The sequence below is a fragment of the Bacillus sp. LL01 genome (assembly GCF_001037965.1).
Genome location: NZ_LFEL01000062.1, coordinates 1 through 8,224, shown reverse-complemented (window position 1 = coordinate 8,224; position 8,224 = coordinate 1). Strand labels below are relative to the sequence as shown.

The following is an 8,224-nucleotide window of genomic DNA, read 5'->3' as shown; positions in this document are numbered from 1 at the left end:
GTCATTGAAAAAGATGCTTATACTCCTGACATGATGCATTCTGCACCGTTCATTGGWTCARATGATGCATGGGATGCAGGCTTTACAGGCGAAGGCGTAACTGTTGCCGTTATTGATACAGGTGTCGATTATACTCACCCTGATCTAGCTCACGCATTCGGTGACTACAAAGGATGGGACTTTGTTGATAACAATAATGACCCTCAAGAAACACCACCAGGTGATCCACGCGGTCGTCAAACGAACCACGGAACTCACGTAGCTGGTACAGTTGCAGCAAATGGTTTAATTAAGGGTGTAGCACCAGATGCAACACTTCTCGGTTACCGTGTACTAGGTCCTGGCGGAAGTGGTACAACTGAAAATGTCGTAGCTGGTATTGAACGTGCTGTTCAAGACGGCGCTGATGTTATGAATCTATCTTTAGGAAACACATTAAACAGTCCTGACTGGGCTACAAGCATTGCACTTGATTGGGCAATGGCTGAAGGTGTTGTTGCTGTTACATCAAACGGAAACAGTGGTCCAAACAATTGGACAGTTGGTTCACCTGGTACTTCTCGTGAAGCGATCTCTGTAGGTGCAACTCGCTTACCTTACGAAGTATATAGCGCAGATATTTCAACTGAATCTGGTAAGACATTTGAAAGTGCACAAGTGATGGGCTTTTCAACTACGGAAGAATTATTAGCACTAGATGGCGAAGAGTTTGAGTTTGTCTATGCTGGACTTGGTTCTGCAGCAGAGTTTGAAGATGTAGACGTTGAAGGTAAAATTGCTTTAATGTCGCGCGGTGAATATGCCTTTGTTGATAAAGCAGCAAATGCAAAAGCAGCTGGAGCTGTTGGAGCGATCATCTTTAATAATGTTGAAGGTGTACAACCAGAAGTTCCTGGTATGGCCGTTCCTACAATCATGTTAACAAACGCAGACGGGGAAGCTTTAAAAGCAGACCTTGAAGCCGGCTATAACACAGTAAGCTTTTCAATTGAATTTGATAAAATGGTTGATGAAACAGTAGCAGCCTTCTCATCTCGTGGTCCTGTCATGGATACATGGATGATCAAGCCAGATGTATCTGCACCTGGTGTCAACATTACAAGTACAGTTCCAACTCATCAAGCGGATAATCCGCATGGTTATGCCGCTCTTCAAGGTACAAGCATGGCCGCCCCTCATGTGGCRGGTGCAGCAGCACTTATTCTTGAAGCGAATCCTAACTGGGATGTAGATGCAGTCAAAGCTTCACTAATGAACACAGCTGAAAATCTATATGATGCAAATGGCGACCGCTACCCTCATAACACGSAAGGTGCTGGAAGCATCCGTGTACTTGATGCTATTGAAACTCAAACTCTTGTAACACCTGGAAGTCACTCTTTTGGGGTGTTCAACAAGACAAAAGGGAAACAAACAGAGCGTCAACATTTCACACTTAACAACCTATCTTCTGAACGTAAATCGTACTCATTCGATGTTCAATTTGATAACGGTGTTGAAGGAATTAAGGTGAATACAAGCAATAATTTACGTGTACAGCCAGGTAAATCACAAAAAGTAAATTTCAATGTACAAGTAGACGCTAGTAAGCTAGCTCCTGGTTATTACCCAGGAACGATTATTGTAAGTGAAGGATCGAATTCATTTGAGGTTCCTACAATCTTATTCGTACAAGAACCGGATTACCCTCGTATTACATCTCTTGGTTACAATCTGAACCCTGCAACTGGTGATCTTGTAGGTTCTGCTTATGTACCAGGCGGTGCTGAAGAATTGGAATTCGAAGTGTATAATGAGAATTTAACGGCCTTTATTGGTCATGCTTTTACTGATACGAATATTGGTGCAGGCTACTATGATTTTACTTGGGACTTAACGATTGACGGGGGAACATTAGCTCCTGGTAATTATCGTCTCGTTGCTTGGTCAACAAAAGCTGGAAAAACAAATTATTCTTTCGGTGATGTATTCACAGTCCAATAAAACCAAAAAGGCTCACTCCATCCTTAGGAGTGAGCCTTTCTATTTAAAACAACTTCCCGTGACGATACAACAGTCCCGTAAGTCGTTCTAATGCTAAGGTGAAACAAGTATTTCTCATCGTTTGATCTACTGAGGAGAAGTACGAATCATACACATTTTTGAGCGTTTCAATCATTTGTTTSGACATGTCTGCAATAATTTCTTCCTCTGTAAACAGCTCAGTCACTCGACTTTGCTTCCACTCTAAGTAGGAAACGATAACCCCACCAGCATTAGCTAATATATCTGGTATCACAATCGTTCCTTTACGCTCAAAATAATCATCAGCCTCAAGAGAAATTGGCGCATTGGCACCTTCTACTAACACACCCGCTTTAACCTCTTCCATATTGTCCTGGTGAATTTGATCYTCAATCGCTGCTAAAATTAAGACATCCGTATCAACTGTCAATACATCGGTAACAGGCTTTATTGCCGCTTCAACACCTGCTTGCTTTAATTGTTCACTATTTGAAGGGAGATCGCGTCCCTTCTTTGTATATTCAACCAGTTTCTCTATATCAAGACCCTCACTATGGTACAAAGTTGTAAACCGATCTGATACAGCTACTACTTTGTGTTGGTATTTAGAATATGTGTAAGCCTCTAGTGCTGCTACACCACCCACATTACCAAAGCCTTGAACTGCCACTCGGATTGGCTCCCCATTCTCTGTTTGCTCTCTTAATGACTTCAATGTCTCCCATTGTTTATGGCGGTTAATATCGTTCCCATTCGCATGCAAACCTGCCCATTCATCAAGTAACCATGAGTAGCTTAAAAAGGTTCCTCTACCTGTTGCTTCTCTTCTTCCACGCGCTCCACCATTTTCTACACTCTTTCCTGTAAATGAACCTAGATACTGCTCACCTGGATGAATCGTTTTAAATTCTCCAACCATCCAGTCAACAATCTTTTCATTCGTCCCTAAGTCAGGAGCTGGAATATCATGATTTGGACCGATATCACGTGAGAAGCGTTGCACATATTTCTTACTAATGAGGTTTAATTCTTTTTCCGTAAACTTCCTAGGATCAACATGCACCCCACCTTTAGCACCTCCATAAGGGAGACGGTGTAAGGCATTTTTTAGGGTCATTAGAATCGCTAAATTCTCCACTTCTGCTTCATTTACAAACTCGCTAAACCGGATCCCACCTTTATAGAATCCGCTAATATTATTATGCTGTACCCGATAAGCAGGAATTCGTACAATCCCATCTTTTTCAGTAGAGACACGTATGTAGCTTTTGATCACTTTATCAGTGGTCTTTAAAATCTCTTTTGCTGAGCCACACACAAACCTCCTTTTCTCATCATCCTCAATTCCTAAAAAGTCACTTCTTTCAGCTAAGCCACTCATTACCGACTCAATTAGAGCTTGCGTTTCTGTACGTTTCAATTGATCCCCTCCTAATGAACATTCTCCATTACTTATTCCCTATTTTACCGTTTGAAAACCCTTACGTATCAAACAAAGCCCCCTAACAACCTAGGAGGCTTTTGCATCTGCATATAGAATATTTAGGTTAAAGATCTTGTTTTAAAAAACTGTGGATACGATTTAGCTAAAAACAAAAGTAAAGCCATTGTAATTAGCATTTCAGGCACTAAATAAGATAAGTTATAAAAAAGTGAATAAATAGCTGGGTTCATACCCTCAGGAGCGTATTGGCCAAACCAGATTACCCCTGATGAAAAATGACTTAAAAATCTCAAAGAAGTTGCAAGCAATAGACCGACGACGATAACACTTGCTTTTGGAGCCAGTTGACCTTTTTTAGCAGCAAAGATTCCAGCCACTCCAAGGACCATATAAGCAAGTGGGTAATCAAGGACTAGCTGCACAATGTGAACGATCGTAGGACCTGTTACTAACCCTAGCAACCCAACTAATAGACCCGTCAAGATTCCCACCTTAAAACCACGGCGAAACGCAATTAAAAAGATTGGTACCATAACTAAAGAGATGGATCCACCCATCGCCCATAACGCCCCAAATTTCACAAAACTTAAGACAAGTGCAAGACCTGCCATCACTGCTACTTCAATCATAATCGTTAAACGTTCACGATCCATCAAAAAATCCCCTTTCGTTCCACGAAGGGGAAGTCATGTACACATAAGAGATCAAACGAGTTTTGATGTGCCACACCACTTCCCTACGCTAGTTCAAGCTAGTTCAGGTTATAAGAGTTGAGGTTATCCTCTCTCAGTCAGCTACACTGACACCCCTAGTGGAAATCATTCATTTATACGTATAGTTTACCATAAACCTATTCTTTAATCGATAGTGAGCTTAAAGAGAAGGTGGTCTCCTTGCTTTTGTCGCTTGTTCATATGCCTCAGCTAAGGAGAGGTTCCCCCCAAGCTTTTGCTGTGAATGTGACCCCAACAGGCTCTCCTGCTTCTGTATAACCTGCAGGCACTGTTAGTGAAGGATAACCAGCTTTAGCTGGAATAGCAGCGCCAAGATCATTAGGGAAAACAAGAGCATCACGATTATCTTGGCTTGTATAGAAAAGTCAGACATATCAACAACTGTTTTAAAATAAAACAAAGACCAAAGCTTTTCACTTTGGTCTTGCTTTTTTATAGTACTTTTTTCTTTAACATCCCTAACATGAGCGCGGTTATCACAGAACCGATCAAGATTGCTAAACCGTAAAGTAAGAACCCACCTTCTACTAATGGAATAACAAAAACTCCGCCGTGTGGTGCTCTAAGTCCAATGCCAAATAATGCGGTAAGAGCACCTGCTACTGCTGATCCTGTTATAACAGCCGGAATCACTCGACCCGGATCTGAAGCAGCAAATGGAATCGCTCCTTCTGTAATGAAAGAAGCTCCTAAAACATAATTGGTTTTTCCTGCTTCTCGTTCTTGTTTTGTAAATTTTTGTTTAAAGAAAGTCGTTGCTAACGCAATTCCTAATGGAGGAACCATCCCCCCTGCCATAACAGCTGCATGAGGTCCAAAATTACCAGCATCAATCATCGCAATACCAAACGTGAAGGCAGCTTTGTTGATCGGACCACCCATATCAATCGCCATCATTCCGCCAAGGATCAACCCTAATATCACCATATTCGTCGTGCCCATTCCACCAAGCCAATTTTCAAGACCGTTATTAAAAGCGGAGAGTGGCGTGACAAGGATAAGCATAATCATACCTGTTAAGAAAATGTTTAATACAGGATAGAACAAAATAGTTTTTATTCCTTCCAAGAAAGCCGGTAAACCTTCTAGTACACGTTTCACTAAAAGAGCAATATAACCTGCTAGGAAACCGGCAATTAAACCTCCAAGGAACCCAGCTTCACCATTCAAAGCAATCAATCCACCAACCATACCCGCTGCAAAGCCTGGACGATCAGCAATACTCATCGCAATAAAGGCAGAAAGCACGGGTATCATAAGGAAGAAAGCATTTCCTCCACCAATTTCACTTAACATCTGGGCAAATTGGTTATCGGAATCAATACCAAACATAAATGAAATCGCAATTAAGATACCACCCCCAACAACAAACGGGAGCATGTTTGATACACCATTCATTAAATGCTTATAAAATCCACTTCTCTTTTGGGCTTCACCACTACTCTTTTGTGTAGAAGAGCCTCCACTAGATTGATAGATTGGAGCATTGCCAGCTAAGCCTTCTTCAATTAATTGTTTAGGTCTTCTAATTCCATCTGTGACCCCAACTTGTATGACTGGCTTACCATCAAATCGATCCATCTCAATTTTTGTATCTGCTGCAACAATGATTGTTTTTGCCTGTGTAATTTCTTGATCTGTTAAGCGATTTTTCACTCCACTAGATCCGTTTGTTTCAACCTTAATCGAAACACCTTGCTTACTAGCTTCTTCTTTAAGGGCATCTGCAGCCATGTACGTATGTGCAATACCGGTAGGACACCCTGTAACAGCCAGTAGGTCAATCTCATGATTACTAGATGTATCTTGTACCTCTTCTTCCCCTTCTTCTTCAATTTCCTTATCGTCAATCGCTTTTAAGATTTCTTCTTCTGAAGACGCTTGCAGAAGCGACTGACGAAAATTTTCGTCCATTAAATAGGTTGAGAGCCTTGATAATGTCTCTAAGTGCTCATTATTTGCCCCTTCCGAAGCTGCTATCATAAAGAATAGATAACTCGGTTGGCCATCTAACGCTTCATAATCCACACCTTTTTTCGAACGACCAAAAGCGATTGCAGGCGTAAGTACTGCAGACGTTTTCGCATGAGGAATCGCTATCCCTTCCCCAATCCCTGTTGTGCTCTGATCTTCACGAGCTTGAATAGCTTTTTTGTATTCGCTAGCATCTTTTAATCTCCCAGCAACGTCTAAACAACGAACCAATTCATCAATTGCCGATTCCTTCTCAGTCGCGCTCATATCAAGCACGATTGTCTCTCTCTTTAACAAATCAGAGATTCTCATCTACATTCACCTCTTCCCATTTTTTCACATCAATCGTTTGACTAAATTCCTCTACTTCTTTCCGTTCACAAAAACTCTTTGAAAAGGCTGTTGCACTCCCTGATGCTACCGAAAAAGAAAGTGCTTCTCGATCTGTCTTACCCTCTTGCATAGCAGCGATAAAACCAGCTACCGTTGAGTCACCGGCCCCAACTGAATTTTGAACGATGCCACGAGGAGGTGTCGCAAAATACATCTCTTCTTTTGTCGCAAGAAGAGCTCCTTCGCCTGCAAATGATACAAGTACATATTCAATCCCTTTTCCCACCAAGTCCTTTGCATATGGAATAGCTTGTTGTACTTCTTTTATGTCAACACCGTACATCTCCCCTAGTTCATGATGATTCGGTTTGATGAAAGATGGCCTTGCTTGAATCGCTTTATCCAATGACTCTCCACTTGTGTCCAAACAAACAAATGCACCTTGCTTTCTAGCGATTGAAATCATATCTTGATATAGGCATACAGAAAGAGTGGTCGGGACACTCCCTGCTAATACCAAAACATCTCCTTCAGTTAGCTTCTTCAATTGCGACTCTAATTGTTGAAGTTGTTCCTTGCTGATTTCTGGAGATGTTCCATTTAATTCGGTTTCCTCTTCGCTGTGCACTTTTACATTGATTCGTGAATCTCCGTTTACTTTAATAAAGTTTGTTTGGATCGCTTCATCACGTAGCGCATCTTCAATAAATCTTCCTGTAAATCCGCCGATAAATCCTAAAGCTTCGCTTGAATATCCTAGCCTTTTTAATACCCTCGAGACATTAATCCCTTTTCCACCAGGTGCTTTGCGTTCTCCTACAGAACGGTTAACTTGCCCTAGCGTTAGTTCGTCAATTTCGAGAAAATAGTCTACAGCGGGGTTTAGCGTTACCGTATAGATCATGCAGGTGTCACCTCGACTTTCGTAGTACGAAGAAGCTGCTCGATCATATCTTCTTCTACTTGATTACTCGTAATAATGGTTACTTCGTTTAAATCTGCAAATTTTGAAAACGAAACTTCTCCAAACTTTGTATGATCTGCTAATACATAGCTTTGTGAAGATCGTTTGATCGCTAGCTCCTTAATAAATGCTTCTTCAGGATCTGGCGTAGTACACCCATCTTGAATACTAATTCCATTTGCACCGATAATCGCTTTATCGAATCGGTATCCCTCTAGTGATTGAATGGCTCCCCTGCCTACAAAGGCCCTGGTTCCTTTTTTTACATACCCTCCAACCACATGGGTCTCAATTTCAGCCTCTAGTAACTCACTAATATTCGTTAGCCCATTTGTGACGACAACAATATTTTTACCTTTAAGAAATGGAATCAATTCAACCGTACTCGTACCTGCATCTAAAAAGAGACAATCTCCTTCTTCAATTAGTTCAGCAGCTTTTTGAGCGATCAAACGTTTTTCATGACGGTTTTTGACGGTTTTTTCTGCAATGGTTGGTTCTACTAATTTTTTTTGAAATAAAGTCGCCCCACCATGTATGCGCTTTAATTTATTTGATTGCTCTAACTCCTTTAAATCTCTTCTAATCGTTGACTCCGAAGCACCTGTTTCATCAACTATTTCTTGCATCTTTATGGTATGCTGCTCCTTAAGCATGGATAAGATCAGCTCTTGACGTTCAAATGTCAGCATCTTTAAACACCTCTAGCTTTCTTTATTACTATGAGTATACAATCAAAAACATTCATATTCAATCAAAAACATTCAATAA

Annotated in this window: 6 protein-coding genes, 1 pseudogene and 1 riboswitch; of the genes and pseudogenes, 1 reads left to right on the top strand and 6 read right to left on the bottom strand. The window is 41.1% G+C overall.

Going from position 1 to position 8,224, the window contains the following annotated elements:
* Positions 1-1,983: S8 family serine peptidase (locus AB685_RS23995; RefSeq protein WP_047973102.1), on the top strand; the 1,983-nt coding region annotated here is incomplete at its 5' end.
* A 43-nt stretch (positions 1,984-2,026) separates the two neighbouring features.
* Here AB685_RS23995 and AB685_RS23990 read toward each other — a convergent pair.
* From AB685_RS23990 to AB685_RS23970, 6 genes and pseudogenes are all read right to left on the bottom strand, one after another.
* Complete coding sequence (locus tag AB685_RS23990) at positions 2,027-3,424, bottom strand: Glu/Leu/Phe/Val dehydrogenase (RefSeq protein WP_047973101.1); 1,398 nt, start codon at positions 3,422-3,424, stop codon at positions 2,027-2,029.
* A 122-nt stretch (positions 3,425-3,546) separates the two neighbouring features.
* The gene (thiT, locus tag AB685_RS23985; protein ID WP_047973100.1) at positions 3,547-4,101 is read right to left on the bottom strand and encodes an energy-coupled thiamine transporter ThiT; all 555 of its coding nucleotides are present in this window, start codon (positions 4,099-4,101) and stop codon (positions 3,547-3,549) included.
* Positions 4,102-4,164: 63 nt separating this feature from the next.
* Positions 4,165-4,268, bottom strand: a riboswitch (TPP riboswitch).
* Between the two features lie 53 nt (positions 4,269-4,321).
* Positions 4,322-4,520 (bottom strand): annotated as a pseudogene (locus tag AB685_RS30590) (amidase); the annotation flags it as partial.
* A 94-nt stretch (positions 4,521-4,614) separates the two neighbouring features.
* Positions 4,615-6,468: a PTS fructose transporter subunit IIABC gene (locus AB685_RS23980; RefSeq protein WP_047973099.1), complete on the bottom strand. Its 1,854-nt coding sequence runs from the start codon at positions 6,466-6,468 to the stop codon at positions 4,615-4,617.
* Positions 6,455-7,393, bottom strand: a complete 939-nt coding sequence (pfkB, locus tag AB685_RS23975; RefSeq protein WP_047973098.1) for a 1-phosphofructokinase — start codon at positions 7,391-7,393, stop codon at positions 6,455-6,457. The genes AB685_RS23980 and pfkB overlap by 14 nt, the downstream gene beginning before the upstream one ends.
* A complete protein-coding gene (locus AB685_RS23970; RefSeq protein WP_047973097.1) occupies positions 7,390-8,145 on the bottom strand; it encodes a DeoR/GlpR family DNA-binding transcription regulator in 756 nt (251 codons plus the stop codon). Before AB685_RS23970 ends, pfkB begins: the two co-directional genes overlap by 4 nt.
* Between the last annotated feature and the right edge of the window lie 79 nt (positions 8,146-8,224).